At 62.4% G+C, this 15,788-nt stretch carries 17 protein-coding genes; 6 read left to right on the forward strand and 11 right to left on the reverse strand.

Annotated features, from left to right (window positions below; genetic code table 11):
• Positions 1–251 precede the first annotated feature (251 nt).
• On the forward strand, positions 252–944 hold the full coding sequence (locus QQL79_RS08225; protein WP_284389724.1) for a FadR/GntR family transcriptional regulator: 693 nt from the start codon (positions 252–254) through the stop codon (positions 942–944).
• A gap of 3 nt (positions 945–947) precedes the next feature.
• On the opposite strand, the gene ugpC is transcribed toward QQL79_RS08225, so the two are convergent.
• The 6 genes from ugpC to QQL79_RS08255 form a co-directional block, all read right to left on the reverse strand.
• Positions 948–2,066: a sn-glycerol-3-phosphate ABC transporter ATP-binding protein UgpC gene (gene ugpC, locus QQL79_RS08230; protein WP_284389725.1), complete on the reverse strand. Its 1,119-nt coding sequence runs from the start codon at positions 2,064–2,066 to the stop codon at positions 948–950.
• Positions 2,066–2,803 (reverse strand): tyrosine-protein phosphatase, encoded by a 738-nt coding sequence (locus QQL79_RS08235; protein ID WP_284389726.1) that lies wholly within the window; start codon positions 2,801–2,803, stop codon positions 2,066–2,068. The genes ugpC and QQL79_RS08235 overlap by 1 nt, the downstream gene beginning before the upstream one ends.
• Positions 2,803–3,681, reverse strand: coding sequence for a carbohydrate ABC transporter permease (locus QQL79_RS08240; protein WP_284389729.1), 879 nt, complete (start codon positions 3,679–3,681; stop codon positions 2,803–2,805). The genes QQL79_RS08235 and QQL79_RS08240 overlap by 1 nt, the downstream gene beginning before the upstream one ends.
• The gene (locus QQL79_RS08245) at positions 3,671–4,603 is read right to left on the reverse strand and encodes a carbohydrate ABC transporter permease (RefSeq protein WP_284389731.1); all 933 of its coding nucleotides are present in this window, start codon (positions 4,601–4,603) and stop codon (positions 3,671–3,673) included. Before QQL79_RS08245 ends, QQL79_RS08240 begins: the two co-directional genes overlap by 11 nt.
• A gap of 91 nt (positions 4,604–4,694) precedes the next feature.
• The gene (locus QQL79_RS08250; protein WP_284389733.1) at positions 4,695–6,014 is read right to left on the reverse strand and encodes an ABC transporter substrate-binding protein; all 1,320 of its coding nucleotides are present in this window, start codon (positions 6,012–6,014) and stop codon (positions 4,695–4,697) included.
• Complete coding sequence (locus QQL79_RS08255) at positions 6,011–6,883, reverse strand: metallophosphoesterase (protein WP_284389735.1); 873 nt, start codon at positions 6,881–6,883, stop codon at positions 6,011–6,013. The genes QQL79_RS08250 and QQL79_RS08255 overlap by 4 nt, the downstream gene beginning before the upstream one ends.
• Positions 6,884–7,039: 156 nt before the next feature.
• Between QQL79_RS08255 and QQL79_RS08260 the strand changes: the two genes are divergently transcribed.
• Positions 7,040–7,615 (forward strand): TetR/AcrR family transcriptional regulator, encoded by a 576-nt coding sequence (locus QQL79_RS08260; RefSeq protein WP_284389737.1) that lies wholly within the window; start codon positions 7,040–7,042, stop codon positions 7,613–7,615.
• Here the strand turns inward: QQL79_RS08260 and QQL79_RS08265 are convergent.
• Genes QQL79_RS08265 through QQL79_RS08280 form a run of 4 tightly spaced genes read right to left on the reverse strand, consistent with a single transcriptional unit; the run spans position 7,612 to position 11,308 of the window.
• Positions 7,612–8,349 (reverse strand): tyrosine-protein phosphatase, encoded by a 738-nt coding sequence (locus tag QQL79_RS08265; RefSeq protein ID WP_284389739.1) that lies wholly within the window; start codon positions 8,347–8,349, stop codon positions 7,612–7,614. The genes QQL79_RS08260 and QQL79_RS08265 overlap by 4 nt on opposite strands.
• Before the next feature lie 56 nt (positions 8,350–8,405).
• The gene (locus tag QQL79_RS08270; protein WP_284389741.1) at positions 8,406–9,710 is read right to left on the reverse strand and encodes an ABC transporter substrate-binding protein; all 1,305 of its coding nucleotides are present in this window, start codon (positions 9,708–9,710) and stop codon (positions 8,406–8,408) included.
• 26 nt (positions 9,711–9,736) lie between these two features.
• Entirely contained in the window at positions 9,737–10,588 is an 852-nt protein-coding gene (locus tag QQL79_RS08275) for a metallophosphoesterase (RefSeq protein ID WP_284389743.1), read from the reverse strand.
• A 48-nt stretch (positions 10,589–10,636) separates the two neighbouring features.
• Positions 10,637–11,308 (reverse strand): TetR/AcrR family transcriptional regulator, encoded by a 672-nt coding sequence (locus QQL79_RS08280; RefSeq protein WP_284389746.1) that lies wholly within the window; start codon positions 11,306–11,308, stop codon positions 10,637–10,639.
• Between the two features lie 203 nt (positions 11,309–11,511).
• Here QQL79_RS08280 and QQL79_RS08285 point away from each other — a divergent pair, with 203 nt between their 5' ends.
• Entirely contained in the window at positions 11,512–11,988 is a 477-nt protein-coding gene (locus tag QQL79_RS08285; RefSeq protein ID WP_284389748.1) for a YccF domain-containing protein, read from the forward strand.
• Positions 11,989–12,033: 45 nt separating this feature from the next.
• On the opposite strand, the gene QQL79_RS08290 is transcribed toward QQL79_RS08285, so the two are convergent.
• Complete coding sequence (locus QQL79_RS08290; RefSeq protein ID WP_284389750.1) at positions 12,034–12,417, reverse strand: rhodanese-like domain-containing protein; 384 nt, start codon at positions 12,415–12,417, stop codon at positions 12,034–12,036.
• A gap of 529 nt (positions 12,418–12,946) precedes the next feature.
• Between QQL79_RS08290 and QQL79_RS08295 the strand changes: the two genes are divergently transcribed.
• From QQL79_RS08295 to QQL79_RS08305, 3 genes are read left to right on the forward strand one after another with little or no spacing between them, the layout of a single operon-like run.
• Complete coding sequence (locus QQL79_RS08295; protein ID WP_284389753.1) at positions 12,947–14,095, forward strand: extracellular solute-binding protein; 1,149 nt, start codon at positions 12,947–12,949, stop codon at positions 14,093–14,095.
• The gene (locus QQL79_RS08300) at positions 14,092–14,967 is read left to right on the forward strand and encodes an ABC transporter permease (RefSeq protein WP_370461194.1); all 876 of its coding nucleotides are present in this window, start codon (positions 14,092–14,094) and stop codon (positions 14,965–14,967) included. Before QQL79_RS08295 ends, QQL79_RS08300 begins: the two co-directional genes overlap by 4 nt.
• Positions 14,967–15,788, forward strand: a complete 822-nt coding sequence (locus QQL79_RS08305) for an ABC transporter permease (RefSeq protein WP_284389754.1) — start codon at positions 14,967–14,969, stop codon at positions 15,786–15,788. The genes QQL79_RS08300 and QQL79_RS08305 overlap by 1 nt, the downstream gene beginning before the upstream one ends.

The raw sequence follows: 15,788 nt of genomic DNA on the forward strand, positions 1-15,788 counted from the left end.
GAGATCGCCCCGGTTGCGCGATTGGTATGCAAATTCCTCCACCGCCATGTGGCAGTGCGCAGTCCCAGCGGACCGCGGGCTTGGCGCCCCTCCTCAGAAGCGTCGGCTCGTTCGTGGCATGGAGCTAATGGTAAATCCGCCAGGCTGTCAAGTGGTCATACCAGTGTGGACAAGTGCGGGCTTGCCCGCTAAGAAGAGGCAGTTCCAACACGATGCCGGAGCGGCCGAGCGGCGGAATTTTTGGGGAAAGCATGAAACTGCAGGTCGTTTCCAACCGGAAACTTTATGTCCAGATCGCCGACCAGATTCGCGAGCAGATCGTTTCGGGAGCCGCCACGCCGGGCCAGCAATTGCCGTCCGAGCGCGATTTGGCCATCAGCCTGGGGGTCTCCCGGCCGACGGTGCGCGAGGCGCTGATCGCGCTGGAGGTGGCGGGGCTGGTGGAAGTCCGCGTCGGTGTCGGCGCCTTTGTCAGGGGCCAGCGCGAGCACGATGACGCCCTGCCCGAGCTCAACCATTCGCCCATCGAAATCATGCGGGCCCGCCGCCTCATCGAGCCGGAAGTGGGGGCCCTGGCCTCGCAGAATATCGGGGAAGAAGGCAAGGCGCGGCTCTTGCGGATCATCGAGACCATGCGCGCGGAGACCGCCGCCGACCAATGGTCATCCGAGAGCGACCGGGCCCTGCACATGACCATTGCCGATGGTTGCGCCAATGCCGTGCTGCGGGAAATCCTAGATGGTCTGTGGAATTCGCGCGGCGAAGAGCTCGACGCGGCTTTCCACCAGCATCTGGCCGACATCCGCGAGGTGCGCGAGCATATTCTGGACGATCACGAGAAGATCGTCGGCGCCATCATCAATGCCGATGCCACCGCGGCGCGCGCCGCGATGAGCGGGCATCTGGACTATGTGGAAGCTGCCATGCTGTCGGGCTGGGACTGAGCCTCAGGCCTCGATCAGCCGGGACTGCCCCACACCACCGCGAGCTTCGCGTGCTGCCGTTTCGATCCGCTTGCCGGTCAGGCGGTCGAAGATGTGCCAGGCTTTGCCGAAATCGAGGAAGACCTGGCGGCCCTCGTAGCTCTCGTCGCCCGGAGGCAGCACGATGGCCAGTTCCAGGGATTTGACCGCGCAATAGGCGACGCGCGAGCCGCCCAATTCCTCGACCAGGTCCACTGTCGCGGGCAAGCCGCGTGTGGAATCGAACGAAATGCCGATGGCCTCGGGGCGGATGCCGAGTGTGACGAGCGTGCCTGCGGCCAGTTCGGGCACCTCCAGCAAGGGTAGTTGCGGGGCGATATCGAGGGTAACAGCGCCATTGGCCCCGACTGAGGCCGGCATCAAGTTCATCGCCGGCGCGCCCATGAAGCCGGCCACGAAGGTTGAGGCGGGGTTGCGATAAACCGCGGCAGGCGTGCCGACCTGCTCGACCCGGCCGCCATTCATCACGATCAGCAGATCGGCCAGGGTCATGGCTTCCACCTGGTCATGGGTCACGAAGATCGAAGTGGCTTTGAGCCGCTTGTGCAGCCGCTTGATCTCGATGCGCATCTGCACGCGCAGCGTGGCATCGAGATTGGATAGGGGTTCGTCGAACAGGAACACCGAAGGTTCGCGCACAATGGCGCGGCCCATGGCGACGCGCTGACGCTGCCCACCGGACAATTGCGCGGGGCGACGATCGAGGTAGTCGGTGAGGCTGAGAATGGCGGCCGCCTCCTCCACCTTGCGGTCGCGCTCCGCCTGCGGCAGGCCGGCAATGCGGAGCGGATAGGCCATGTTCTGGCGCACCGTCATATGCGGATAAAGCGCATAATTCTGGAACACCATGGCGCAGCCGCGATCGGCCGGGTCGATGTCGTTCATCACCGTACCGTCGATGGTGATAGTGCCCTCGGTAATGTCCTCGAGGCCGGCGATCATGCGCAGCAAGGTGGACTTGCCGCAGCCGGAGGGGCCGACAATGACCACGAACTGGCCATCGGCAATCTCGACATCGATGCCATGCAGCACCTGCTTGCCTTCATAGGTCTTTTTGAGGGCGGAAAGGGCCAGTTCACCCATCATGCTTCTCCCGCGAGACGGTTCTTGAGGCGATCGATGGCGGCATCGCCAAGACCAATGGCTTGCAGATAATCCCGCACCGAGCCGTGGGCTTCCACGATATGGGCGATGGTGGCCGCCATGGTGGCGGGGTCGGCAGCCAGCATGGGGCGGAAGGCCTCGATATCGGCGCCGCGCGCCACAGCGTCGGCGATGATCTCTTCGACCATGGGGGCGATCATGGTGCCGGTCTGGGCATAGTCCTCGACGATCAGTGCCGCTTCGACACCGGCCAGCGCCAGCAGCAGCGCAGCGACGATGCCGGTGCGGTCCTTGCCGGCGGTGCAGTGGAACAGCACCACGCCCTCAGGGGCGTCGGCAATGATGGTCAACACGTCGCGGATGGCGTCCTGCCGCTTGGCCAGGGCGAGCTTATAGAGTTCGAGCAGCACATCGCCGCCCTGCCCTGCATCCGGTGCCAATTGTTCGAACAGCGAGACATTGTGATAGCGCACGGCAGGATTGTCGCCGAACGGATTGGGGTGGCTGACCAATTCGCCGGGATGGCGCAGGTCGATGACGGTGGTTACCCCCTCGCCCACCAGCGCCGCCATGCCTTCGGCATCGAGGCGATGCAGGCCATCGGCCCGCAATATGCGGCGCCAGCGCGTCTCGCCGTCGGCGGTAAGGTAGCCGCCCAGGTCGCGGATATTATAGGTGCCCCTGACCGGCAGGTGGCGCGTGAACTGGGTTTGCATCAGCGAATTCCCGATTTCATGAAGGACTGGATGACCTGCCGTTGCAGGACGATGTAGATGAGCAGGATCGGCAGGCTGGCCATGGTCGAGGCCGCCATGAGCGGGCCCCATTGGGTGCCCTCGGCCGTCATGAACATCTGGATGCCGATCTGGATGACGCTGTTTTCCGGTGTGCGGGAGAGCAGCAGCGGCCAGAAATATTCATTCCAGGTGGAAATGAAGATCAGGATGGCCAGCGAGGCGATGGTGCCGCGCAGATTGGGCATCATCACTTCCCAGAGAATCCGCCAGCTGCGCGCGCCATCCATGCGGGCGGCCTCGATGACCTCCTTGGGGAAGCTGCGCATGGATTGGGCCAGCAGCAGAATGGCCAGCGCCGAGGCGAAATGCGGCAGAATGAGCGCGGTGATGCTGTCGAGCAGGCCCAGTTGCGCCACCAGCAGATAATTGGGGATCATCACCACCTGGAACGGCACCAGCCAGGTCAGCGCGACGAGCGAATAGACCAATGTATCGAAGCGGAACCGCCAGCGGGCAAAGGCATAGGCAGCCAAAAGGCCGGTAAAAAGCTGGATCACGGTCACCACGGCGGAGATCAGCAGGGTATTGCCCAGCATATGCACGATGGGAATGGCGTTGAGCGCATAGGCATAATTGTCTAGCGAGATCGATGAGGGCCAGAGGCTCGTCTCGAAGATTGCGTTGGCGGGTCGCAGCGAGGTGACGACCATCCAATAGACCGGGAAGAGGCAGAAGATCGACAGCACGACCATGACCAGGTGTCCCACCGCGCCATCGAGGCGCGAGCGGGTCCGGGCGGTGCGGCGAAGTCGTGGCTTTGCGGCGACCAGAGGGCGCGAAACGGCTTCAATTGTCATGGAAGGAATACCTGTCGATGAGGCGGAACAGGAAGAAGGCGATGGCCCCGAAGCCGAGGAACAGGATGACGGCAGAGGCCGAACTCCAGCCCACCGACATGCTGGAAAAGCCGAAATCCCACAGCAGGAAATAGATATTGGTGGTGGCCCCAAGCGGGCCGCCGCCGGTCAGCACATTGATATAGGTGAAGCTCCATTGCGCGCCGAGCAGGATGGTCATCATCACCAGGAACAGCACCGACGAGCTGAGCAGCGGCAGGCGGATATCGCGGATGACTTCCCATTTGCTGGCGCCATCCATGCGGGCCGCCTCGATCAGCGATGGATTGATATTGGCATTGGCCGCCGACAGGATCAGCGTCGAAAAGCCGATCAGCTTCCAGCCGGTGATAACGATAATGGTCCAGATGGCGACCTTGGGATCGCTGAGGAATTTGACCGGGTCGAAGCCGAACCACTTGATGACCAGATTGACCATGCCGTAGCCCGGATCGAGCAGCCAGCGCCACACGGCGGCGGCCACGACGGGCGCGATGATCATCGGCACGAAGATGATGGCGCGGTAGATATTGCGCCAGCGGGCCGGCAGATCATGGGTGTAGATGGCGATGGCCAGCGGAATGAGCACGGCGATGGGCAGGAGCCCGGCGACATAGATGCCGGTATTGCGCAGCGCCAGCCAGAATTTCGGCAGGGCGAAAATCTTGGTGTAATTGTCCCAGCCAACAAAGGTGCGCGGCGAATTGGGCAGCATGTTCCATTGGAAAAAGCTCAGCCGCAGGGCATCGACCAGCGGCCAATAGATCCAGATGATCAGCGTGATGATGGCCGGGGCCAGGTAGAGCCAGGGCGAAACGCGCCAAAGCCCCGAGCGCTTGCGGGGCGCGGCAATCCGGCGGGTGGATAGGGTTGCATCGGTCATGCTGACCTCTCGTTGATATTCGAAGACCGCCCCACCCTCGGTGTCATTCCGGCCTTCGCCGGGGTGACACCGTATGTGGGGCGGCTATTATTCACGGCATGAAGCTCTGCGCGGTGTCCTGCGCCGATTTCATCGTCTCGGCAGGATCGGCGCCGCCGAACACGGCCATTTCGACTGCGTCCATCATGGTCTTGACGATCTGGCGGTAGTTGGGGCCGGGCATCGGGTCCCAGGGCTCAAGCACGGCGAGCTGGTCCAGGTTGGGCTGCACCAGCGGATGTTCCTTGATCCATTCGCCCAGATATTGCGGGTCGTTGACGATGGCCGGGCGCAGCGGCAGGTAACCGATTTCGGAGGTGATGATGGTGTAGCCATGTTCCGAAGTCAGGAACTTCATCAGCTCCCAGGCGGCCCGCTGCTTCAGCGGATCGGTGGTGTGGATGGTCAGCGCGCTGCCCGAATTGTTGGGCCGCACCGGCTTGTCGCCGAAGCTGGGCATGGTGGAGGCGCGCAGCTCGTAATTGCCGGTCGCGCCGGCCACCAGCGAGCCCTGGATGGCGCTGGTCTGCAGGTACATGCCGATATTGCCGGCCGCCATGCCCTCGAGTGCGCCATTGATATCGGCGTTCTCATAGACGCCCGCATCGGCGAGATCGCGCAGCATGGCCACGGCCTCGACCGCTTCGGGCTCGGCGAATTTGAGCGTGGTACGGTCGCGCGAGATCACCTCGCCCCCATTGGAGCGCACGACGCCCTGGAACAGCCAGTCTGCGGCGGTCGGGCCGGTGATGCCGGCGGCAAAGCCCGCTGCGTCGGTCTTGTCCTGGATGGCGAGGGCTGCGGCCTTCAACGCTTCCCAGGTCTTGGGCGGCTGGTCGGGGTCGAGCCCGGCAGCCTTGAACAGGTCGGCATTATAGAACAGGACCGGCGTCGAGAAAGTATAGGCCAGGCCATAGGTCTTGCCGTTGAGCACGCCCAGTTTGAGCCCATTGGGCGACATGCCCTCGAAATGGGCGGCCAGTTCTTCGGCCGGCACAAGGTCTTCCAGCGCCTGGGCGCCGAAATTGGTGACGGCGAAATCGAGATCGCTGAACACGGTTTGCACCAGATCGACCGGCAGGCCGGCGGCAAGGTCAGCCTGGATGCGGCTGGCGTCGGCGCTGGAATAGGGAACGCCTTCCACCGTGATATTCGGATTGGCCGCCATGAATTCGGCGATCATCTTGCGCGTGGCGTCGCCGCCAATGCCTGCGGTGGCCAGGTTGTAATTGTAGAAGGTGATGGTCACCGGCTCATCGACACTTGCGGGGATCGATTGGGCCAAAGCGGGCAGCGAGAGGCCGGCGGCCAGCAAGGCCAGGGCGCGGGCGAGAAACGTCTTGCGGTTCATCTGCATCGGCTTTCGGTTCATTCGGCCGCAACGGGGGCGCTGGCTTCGTATTTCTTGAGCATTTCGGCCATGCCCGCGAAGGTGAAGCTGTGCAGTTCACGACGCTCGGCGGGCTGGGGCGCGAAGGTGATGCTGAGGCCGGAGGGGCGCAGTGTGCCGATGGCGAAGGAGGCGCCCGACAGCATGCGCAGGCCTTCATGCAGCCACAGCACGTCGGTTGCGGCATGCTGGCCGATGCCGACGACGACCGGAATGCCGTACCAGTTGGACACGCGGTCGAAATGGATATGGCCGGAGAGGATGCCGATCACGTCATAGCCTTCGACGGCTTCGCGCAGGGCTTCAGTGTCGGCGATGGTGAGCGATTCCCATTCCATGTCGGGCCGGTCGGTATCGAGGGCCGGCGCGTGGTGCATAACGAGCAGCTTGGGCAGGTCGCCATGCTGGTCGAGCTCAGACTTGAGCCAATCGATCTGACCGGGCTCGAAATGGCCGCCGACTTTGCCGGGCACGCTGGAATCCAGCACAATGACGTGGACGCCGTCGATCACCTGGGAATGGTCATAGGGCGCATCGACATTTTCGGTCTGGCCGAGCATGGCGGGGTAGAAGCCGTCGCGGCGGTCATGGTTGCCCAGGGCATAGAGGATGGGCATGTCGAGGCCGGATTCGGCGATGATGCGCCTGAGCTGTTCGTAGCTGCCGGCATCGCCGCGATTGGTCAGATCGCCGCTGGCGACAATGAATTTGGGCTGCGGCACCAGCGATTTCACCTCGGCCAGGATCCTGGTCAGCGTGGTCGCGGTATCGGAATAGAGGTGATCGTCCTGCACCTCGGGGTTGCCAATATGCAGGTCGGTGAGGTGGATGAAGGTGAGATGTTCGGACATTGGTGGCGCCTTCCTGTTGCAGACCGGCCCTTGGGGCGACCGGTTCGAATGATGCGTTCACGGGCCGTTCGTTAAAGCTGGCGATTGGCTCTTGCGTGAGGACGAGGGCATGGGTAGCCTCGCAGCATGACAGGTGAATGAAGGTTCATTCAGTTTATGGATGTTAGTCCCGACAAGCGCGAGCGCATTCTTCAAGCGGCTTCCAAGCTGATCGTGCAGAACGGTCTGCAATGCTCCATGTCGGCTATTGCCGTGGAGGCCGGGGTCGCGACTGGTTCGCTCTACAACTACTTCAAATCCAAGGAAGATCTGGTCCGCGGAGTCTATGGCCGGGTGGCCGAGGTGATGACCGGGCGGCTGGCGGCCGAGCCGGAAGCGGGCATTTCGCATAGAGACCGCATCCGCCGCTATATCGCCGACTATATCGACTTCATCTGGGAGGACCCGCTGCGAGCGCGGCTCTTCGAATATCTCGACAACAACCCGCTGATGACGATCAACGAAGCCGGCGCGATCTTCAGCCCCTTCGTCGACCACTCCTCCGCCATGCTGGAGGCCGGCCAACGCGAGGGCAGCGTGCGCGAGGGGCCCGCTTCGCTCATGGCCAGCTTCGTGCGCGGCGCCATCCGCAATACGCTCAAGCGCCGCCGGACCAATCCCGCCCCGCTCACCGTATTGGAGCGGGAGCAGATCGCCGGCATGTGCTGGGACGCGATTGCGGTGCATGGCTAGTCGCATAGCCGGCTGACCAAGGTGTCGATGTCAGTTCGCGCGAGACCGATCGCCGTGCCATAGGCCGCGATGCCGCCGTGCTGCAGGCGCAAATACTGCAGCATGTCCATCATCGTGGCCGCGTCGCTCGAGAGCACGCGGTCGATATGGGCGTCGTCGAGCCCCCTCGCCTGCGCCACCAGGCGCAGCCGGGCGATAAGCGGGTCGGCCAGTGTGGCGGTGAGCGTATAGTCCTTGGCCACGTCCGCTTCGCTCACTCCGGAGAGTAGCAGCAGCATGGCGGAGACAATGCCGGTGCGATCCTTGCCGGCGGTGCAGTGGAACAGCACGATGCCCTGTGGCGCTGCGGCAATGGCGCGCAACACCTCCGCCAGCCGGTCCCCACAGCGATCCAGCGCCTCGCGATAGCGGGCGCCCATGTCGAAACCCGCGTCGCCGGCGGCAATCGGCGCGAGTGCATCGAAGAGGGCGATGTTGCGATAGTCGACGCTAGCATGGCCCTGGAACGGGTTGGGCTCCCCGGCCGTCTCGTGCGGACCGCGCAGATCGATCACCGTCGACAATCCCTGGGCCAGCAGGTGTGCGCGGCCCGCCTCGCGCAGGTGGGAGAGCGAATCTCCCCGCAGGATGCGCCGCCATTGCGTGCTGCCGCCATCGGCGCGGGCATAGCCGCCCAGATCGCGAATATTGTGGGTGTCGGCAAGCGGCATGTGCCGGTCGAAGGCAATCGACATTGCTGGATCTCATCGGTTTGGAAACGTGCGGGGCGCCGTAGCGCCCCGATCTGTCGTCAGTCCTGCGGCATCAGGGTCTGTGCCGTTTCCTGGGCAGAGGTCAGCACCTGGGTGACGTCCCCTTCCCCGAATACGGCCTCGGTCACGGCTTCCTTCATCATGCCTTCGGCCTGGCGGTAGTTCGGGCCCGGGAAAGCGACATTGGGCGTGAGACGATCGAGCTGCTCGAGGTTCGGCCGGATCAGCGGGTGAGCCTCGGTCCAGGGGCCCAGGAATTCCGGGTCATCCACGATATCGAGGCGCAGCGGCAAATAGCCGATCTTGCTGGTGATGATGGTGTAGCCATGCTTGGAGGTCAGGAACTTCATCAGCTCGTAGGAAGCCCGCTGCTTGACCGGGTCCTTGGAGAAGGTGAAGAGCGCACTGCCCGAATTGGTCGGCGCGGTCGGCTTGTCGCCAAAGGCCGGCATCGGCGCGACGCGCAGATCCCATTTGCCTTCGGCGGCCTTGGAGAGCGTGTTCTGCAAGGCGCTGGTATAGAGGAACATGCCCAGCGTGCCGCTCGCCATACTGTCGCTGGGATTGGCGGGGTCGAGCCGGCCATGGCCGCCGCTATCGACCATGTCGCGCAGCATCTGCACCGCTTCGATGCCTTCGGGATTGGCGAAGCTCAGCGTGTTGCCATCGCGGACATTGCCGCCATTGGACATGAGGATCGCCTGATAGACGAAGGTGCCGTCGGCCGGACCATAGGCGCCGGGGAAGAACCCCTCGGCATCGGTCTTGGCGACGATGGCGTCGGCGGCGGTCTTCACCTCGGCCCAGGTGCGCGGGGGCTGGTCCGGATCGAGCCCGGCGGCGCGGAAGAGATCGGCGTTGTAATAGAGGATCGGCGTCGAGAAGGTATAGGCCAGGCCATAGGTCTTGCCATCGATGCGGCCGAGATCCACGCCACGCGGGATCAATCCGTCCACGAGGGCGTCGTAACCCTCCTGCCCCGCCATATCCTCAAGCGCATTCGCACCAAGATCGCTGGCAATGTAGATCAGGTCGCGGAACACCAATTGCGCCACGTCGGGCTGCTGGCCGGCGGCCATGTCGGCCTGGAGCCGCGTGATGATCTCGTTGGAGGGCACGCCGATCGGTTCGATCTTGATATTGGGATTGGCCGCCTCGAATTCGGCGATCAGCTCCCGCGTCGCATCGGCGCCCGCGCTCGCCGTGGCGAGGTTGTAATTGTAGAAGGTGATGGTCACGGGCGCGTCGACCGAGGCGGCCATCTGCGCGAAGGCCAGGCCTGAAAGCGCGGTGAAGCCAAGGCCGGTGGCAGCGAGCAGCTTGAGAATGTGTCGTCTGATCATCGAATAGTCCTCTGGGAGAGAAGGGGTCAGCCGGCAGCCGCGAGCGCCGCTTCCTGGCGGTCGCGCAGCATTTGCAGCGAATAGCGGTTGAGTTCGGCGCGGTCGGAGGGCAACGGCACCAATGCCATGGTGAGGCCCGAGCGCCTGATGGTGCCAATGCCGAAGGAGGCGCCATTGACCATGCGCAGCACTTCGGCCTGGAGGATATCGGTGGCGGCGTGCTGGCCCATGCCCACGACTACCGGGATGCCATGCCACACAGACAGGCGGTCGTGATGAATATGACCGCTCAGGATGCCGAGGATATTGCGGCCCTTGAGCAGTTCGGCCAGGCGCTGCGACTGCGAGAATTCCACGGTGCGCCAATGCGCCCAGTCCGGCTCATCGCCCAAGGCGGGCGGATGATGGGCGACAATCAGCTTGGGCAGTTCTGGGTTGCTATCCAGCGCCTCCTCGAGCCAGGCGAATTGTTCGGGCTCGATGGTGCCGCCGATCTGGCCGGGTGTGCTGGTGTCCAGGGTGATGACATGGACACCGGCGATCACCTGTTGGTGGTCCAGAGTTGCTTCCAGATCGGTCTCGCGATCCAGCATGCCGCGATAGAACCCTTCGCGGGTATCGTGATTGCCCAGCGCATAGATGACCGGCAGGGAGGTTGCCGCCATCAGCGCCTTGAGCTGGCGATAGCTGCCGGGATCGCCCTGGTTGGTGAGGTCCCCGCTGGCGACGATGAAACTGGGACGGGGCGAGACCGCTTCCACCAGATCGAGAATCGTCCGCAGCGTCGCCGAGGTGTCGCTGAACAGGTGCGGATCGGTAACGTCCGGGTTGCCGATATGCAGATCGGTCAGGTGAATGAAGGTGGTCTCGCCGGCCATGCTCTATGCTCCGCTTAAGGTCGGAGCAGCAGGTAGCGCGGCGGCGTCTCAGTGCCGTGACGGAATTGAAACGCCGTTTGGATAGGGCTGTGGCGGAACGGTGAACATGGGCGCCGTGGCGGCCACAACCTGCTCCAGCACGACCTGGGGATTGCCCAGATCGATGGCATTGCTCGTCAACATTTCGGTGCGGTGCCGGCTCCGGATGATCTGCGAGCGTACACCCAGTATGCAACTGATCCGGAACCCGACATCGACATCGCTCAGCCAGGGCGCGACCAGCCGGAAATGGGGAATGAACGTGCGGTGGTGCTCCACATCTTCCACGATCGGATTGAAGATTTCCGGGTGATGGCTGGCCTGGGCAATCGTCGTCATATGCTTGAGCACGCGATAGCTCGATTTCGGATCGAGGCTCCAGCGGATCGAGGGACCGACCAATGCGGCGATCAGCGAGGCGGCATCAGCGGGCTGGGGCTGATTGCGCGCCACCGCCTGCGCCAGCAGCGTCAGCCGCTCCGCATTGAGCCGCAGATAGACCCGCTCGCCCACCGAAAGGATCAACCGCTCGAGACTGCCGAAATGGTAGTTCACCGCCCCGACATTGGTCCGCGCCAGCTCGGTAATGCGCCGCACCGTGACATCATCGGGATTTTGCGCATCGCTGAGCAATTGCTCGCATGCGTCTTTCAACTGATGGGCCGTGGCGCTTTCCGTCATCACATCCTCCGACACGCTGCCACTGGTGATAGCCCGCGGGTTTCGCATGCATGTGACAGAACGATGGCGATGATTTAGCCACTCCCTTACCAAGGGAGTGCTCTACCCTTCGCGCCGATTACTTAGGCTCCCAAATTCCAATTCTAAAAATGCTGAACTCTGAATAAAGGAGATGGATGTCAAAATGACGCTTTGGGGGAAATATGCGGTTTGCAGGAAACGTAATCTGGTTTGTCTTGGGCGGGTGGTACACCGCCCTAATTTGGCTGCTCGGCGCAGCAGTATTCGCGATATCAATCGTCGGCATTCCACTCACTATTGCAGCGCTACAAATGGCGCGACTGTCCGCGTGGCCATTCGGCAAGGACGTGGTTCATATCCGAGAGCTTGATGGCAAAGGCTTAAGTGCAACAACGGCGGTTACGGGCACCGTCGGCTTTATCGTCAACGTAATCTGGGCCTGCACCTTCGGTATCGTGTTGTTCTTTGCCTATCTTTTGGCTGGCGTTTTGTGTTGCCTCACATTGATAGGCATTCCGTTCGGACTGCAGTCGTTCAAGCTTGCCGGTATATCGTTATGGCCTGTGGGCCGACGCGTCGTGCCGGCGGAATTGGCAGATCTTGCTCGAAGCGAGAATGCCCGTACGAAGCTCGCAAAATATCGCGGAGCATCCGCCTAGAAGCAACAAAGGGCGGGGGTGAGTTGCCCCGCCCTTTCTGTGATCTTATCCCACCTTCTCCACGGCCCCGCCGGCTTCGGTCCAGTCCTTGAAACCGCCAAGGTTGAACACTTCGCCATAGCCCATGTCCTTGAGCAGCTTGCCGCTGAGGGCGGAGCGGCCGCCGGAGGCGCAATAGACGATGATGGGGCGATCCTTGGTCAATTCGGCATTGTGGTAGGGTGTGTCGGCTTCGGCGCGGAAATCCAGCATGCCGCGCGAGATATTGATTGCGCCCGGCACCTTGCCACTGGCGGCGACTTCCGGTGCGTCGCGCACATCGATGACCAGGGCATTGCGCTCGGCGATCAATTTGCGGGCCTCTTCGGGCGAGATTTTCGGCACGACCGCATTGGCGGCGGCCATCAATTCCTTGACACTTGTTGGCATGGGTTCTCTCCATGTTTGCCGCGGCCGGGATGATACGCCGCGCACTGGCCCGGGCAACACAAATCGAATGGGCTCGAAACTGCACCACTCCCTCCCCCGCCAGAGTCGTTCCGAAGCGCTTCATGCGAAGGCAGGCCGGGGTATTGTCATGGCCGAATTTCAGAACATCCGTTTCATCATGACAGGTCGCGAAAATCCTGTTCCGACACGCCGCGTGCGAACTTCGAAGCGCCTACGTCCATATTTTTGCACTGGAATCGATCACGCGTGCAGCCGTTGCCCGCGGCGGCCAATAGCTGTGCCCACCCGCCCAATCCGCCCGGAAAAGGCGCTGTTACAAGACCGTCGCAATCTTATGATTACAACGCAATCGCCGTGACTATGTGTCCGGTGGCGGGTTTCCGCTTGCACACGCTCGCAATGGGTAGTTAGTCTTGCTTCCAGCATTGGCACAAGACCGATGAAATCTGCGGGCGGAACAAACCGTCGAGTGGAACATCCGTTCGAAAACGGACTTTGGGAGACAACAATGAAACGGCGTGATTTCATGCTCGCTGCCGGTACTGCTGCCGGCGCCCTTATGCTGCCCCGTATGTCGTTTGGTGCCGAGGGCACTATCGACTGGTACACCAGCTCGGACCAGAACGTGCTCGACTTCTGGACCAATGTGGTGAAGCCGAAATTCGAGGCCGCCAATCCCGGCCTGGTGCTGAACCTGGTCGATGGCGGCGATGGTGCCGGCGTCGCTGCGATCGGCGACCGCGCCCTGGCCGCCATGGCCACTGGCGCTGATCCACAGGCCGACATTTTCGAGGGCTTCGACACCCGCGTAACGGTCGACGGCATTGCCAAGGGCCTCTATGTCGATTTCGAGAAGGCCGGTCTCAGCAATTATTCCAAGATCAATCCGCTGGCTTTCGATACGCCGACCAACCTGCCCTATCGCGGCTCGCAGGTTCTGCTGGCTTACGACACCACCAAGCTCGACCCGGCCAATGCGCCCAAGACCTGGCCTGACCTGGTTGCCTGGATCAAGGCCAATCCCGGCCAGTTCATCTACAATCGTCCCAACAAGGGCGGTTCGGGCGGCAATTTCGTGCGCCGCGCCATCCTCGAGGCAAACGGCAAGGACCCGAGCAAGTTCACCGTCGACAATTACACGCAGGAATTCGGCGATGCCGCGCTGAACCCGGCCTGGGATATCCTCAAGGACCTGGCTCCGTCCATGTTCGACGGCGGCGCCTATACTTCGGGCAATACCCAGTCGCTGCAGCTGCTGGGCCAGTCGGCCGTGACCATGATCCCGACCTGGTCGGATCAGGCCCTGTCGGCCATCGCCCAGGGCGTGCTGCCGGAAACCACCGGCCTGGTTCAGCTCTCCGATCTCGGCCTGCCGGGCGGCTTCACCAAGATCGCCGTGCTGACCAATGGCGTGAACAAGGACGCTTCGCTCAAGCTTGCCGATTTCGTGCTCAGCGAAGAAATCCAGTCGGCCGTGCTGACTGAACTGGGCGGCTTCCCCGGCGTTTCCTGGGATTATGTCGCTGCCGATCTGCGTGAGAAGTTCAAGGATATCATCCCGACCTCGATCCCGGTTTTCCCGGGTGGCGATTGGGAAAAGGCCGTTAATGACGGCTGGTATCGCGCCGTGGCTCCGAATGTGGATCCCAATTCGTGACAGCGGTCACGTCCGGCCCGATCGCGGCCGTGGAACCAAGTCGCAAGAGGCCAATTGGCCTCTTGCTCGTCGCCATTCCCGTGTTGATGGTGATCTGGCTGGTGATCTGGCCGATCATCTCCGCCGTCATCACCACGCTTTGGGTGAAAACGCCCGAAGGCACGGCCTTCTCGGTGGAGACCTATCGCTTCTTCTTCAGCGATCCCTATAGCCTTTCCAACCTGTCGCTGACGCTGTGGACCACCATGGTCTGCGCCATCCTGCTGCTGGTGGTCTGCCTGCCGATCGCGCTCTATCTGCGCTTTTCCGACAGCCGCGTGGCCGCCTATGTGCAGGGCCTCGCCATTTTCCCGATGTTCGTGCCCTCGATCATCCTGAGCTTCGCGTTTATCCGCGTGCTCGGTCCGAACGGCACCGTCGACCTGCTATTCAATGCCGTGGGCCTGCCCAAGATCCGCACGCCCTATCTGACCCCCTGGGGGCCGGTCATCGGCCTGGTCTGGGACAATATCCCGTTGACGGTGCTGATCCTGCTGTCCGGTCTGGGCAATGTGTCCAATCAGTCCATCGAAGCGGCGCGCGATGTAGGTGCCGGGCGCCTTGCGCTTCTCTGGCACATTATCCTGCCGCGCATTTCCAATTCCATCCTGGTCGCCATTTCCTTCGCGGTGCTGGGCATTTTCTCAGCCTTCACGCTGCCCTATGTGCTGGGTCCGGCGGCGCCGGAAATGATGGGGCCGTTCATGCAGCGCACGTTCCGCGAATTGTTCGATCCGACCAATGCGATTACGCAGGCCGTGGTCACCTTCGGGTTCTGCATCGTGTTCGGGCTCTTTTATGTGCGCTCCGTCGCCAAGAACAGGACGCCCTGATGGCCGCCGCTCTCGTCCGACCCAAAATAGACTGGACCGGCATCGTCCTTGCCGTTGTCCTGACAATCGTCATTGTCGTTCCGCTAGTGGTGGTGGGAACCTGGGCATTCACCAATGTCTGGCGCTACCCCTCGGTCATTCCGCAGGAATTCGGCCTCAAATTCTGGAACCAGACATTGGCCCGTGCCGACGTCTGGAGCTCGATCACGATGAGCCTGACGCTGGCGGCAACGGTGACCTTTTTGTCGGCACTGATCTGCCTGCCGGCGGCCTACGCCTTTGCCAGAATGGATTTCCCGGGACGGAACCTGCTGTTCTTCTCGTTCCTTGCCGGGCACGCCTTTCCCAAATTCGGCCTTCTGGTCGCCATTGCCGGTATCTTTTTGCAACTCAACCTGATCGGCACATTCTGGGGCGTTGTGTTGATCCAGCTCGTGGGCACGCTGCTGTTCATGATCTGGATTCCCGTTGCGGCTTTCCAGGCCGTTGACCGGCGCATGGAGGAGGCCGCCCGCGACGTCGGCGCTTCACCGTTCCGGGTGTTCTGGTCGATTACCCTGCCCCAGGCCGGACCGACCATTGCCGCGGCCATCCTGCTCTCCTTCGTCGGTACGTTCTACGAAACCGAGGGCGCCTGGCTGATCGGCGCGCCGCAAGTCCGCACCCTGCCCGTGCTGATGATTTCGTTCATCAACAACCAGCCGGTCATCCAATATGGCGCCGTGTTGTCGGTGTTGCTCTGGGTGCCCAGTTTCATTGCCCTGCTGTTCGCGCGCCGCGTGGTCAATTCGGGATCGTTCGCCCGCGGTTTCGGCGGCTAG

The organism is Devosia yakushimensis (assembly GCF_030159855.1).
Lineage (GTDB): Bacteria > Pseudomonadota > Alphaproteobacteria > Rhizobiales > Devosiaceae > Devosia > Devosia yakushimensis.